The 425-nt window shown below is 70.4% G+C and carries 1 protein-coding gene; it reads right to left on the reverse strand.

Annotation, left to right across the window (positions count from 1 at the left end):
• A partial coding sequence (locus FE811_RS27185) for an acyl-CoA dehydrogenase family protein (RefSeq protein WP_181181008.1) occupies positions 1-425 on the reverse strand: 425 nt, incomplete at both ends.

The raw sequence follows: 425 nt of genomic DNA on the forward strand, positions 1-425 counted from the left end.
GCGGTCGGCTGCGCCTTCCAGCCCATCTTGTGCTCGAGCGCGCCGAAGCTGAGGCCGGGCGTGCCGGCCTCGACCACCATGGTCGAGATGCCGCGCGGCCCGTCCTGGCCGGTGCGGGCCATGACCAGGTAGCAATCCGAATAGCTGCCGCCCGAGATGAAGGCCTTGGTGCCGTTCAGCTTCCAGCCGCCCTCGACCCGCTCGGCGCGCGTGCGCAGGGCGGCGGCGTCGGAACCGGCGCCGGGCTCGGTCAGGCAATAGGAGAACACCGTCTCCATGCTGCACAGGCCGGGCAGCCAGCGCGCCTTGTTCGCGGGGGTGCCGAACTTGTCGATCATGCCGCCGCACATGTTGTGGATCGACAGGAACGAGCCGACCGAGGGGCAGGCCATGGCCAGCGCCTCGAAGACCAGCGTGGCGTCCAG

This window comes from Paracoccus sp. FO-3 (assembly GCF_006386455.1).
GTDB classification, from domain to species: Bacteria; Pseudomonadota; Alphaproteobacteria; order Rhodobacterales; family Rhodobacteraceae; genus Paracoccus; species Paracoccus versutus.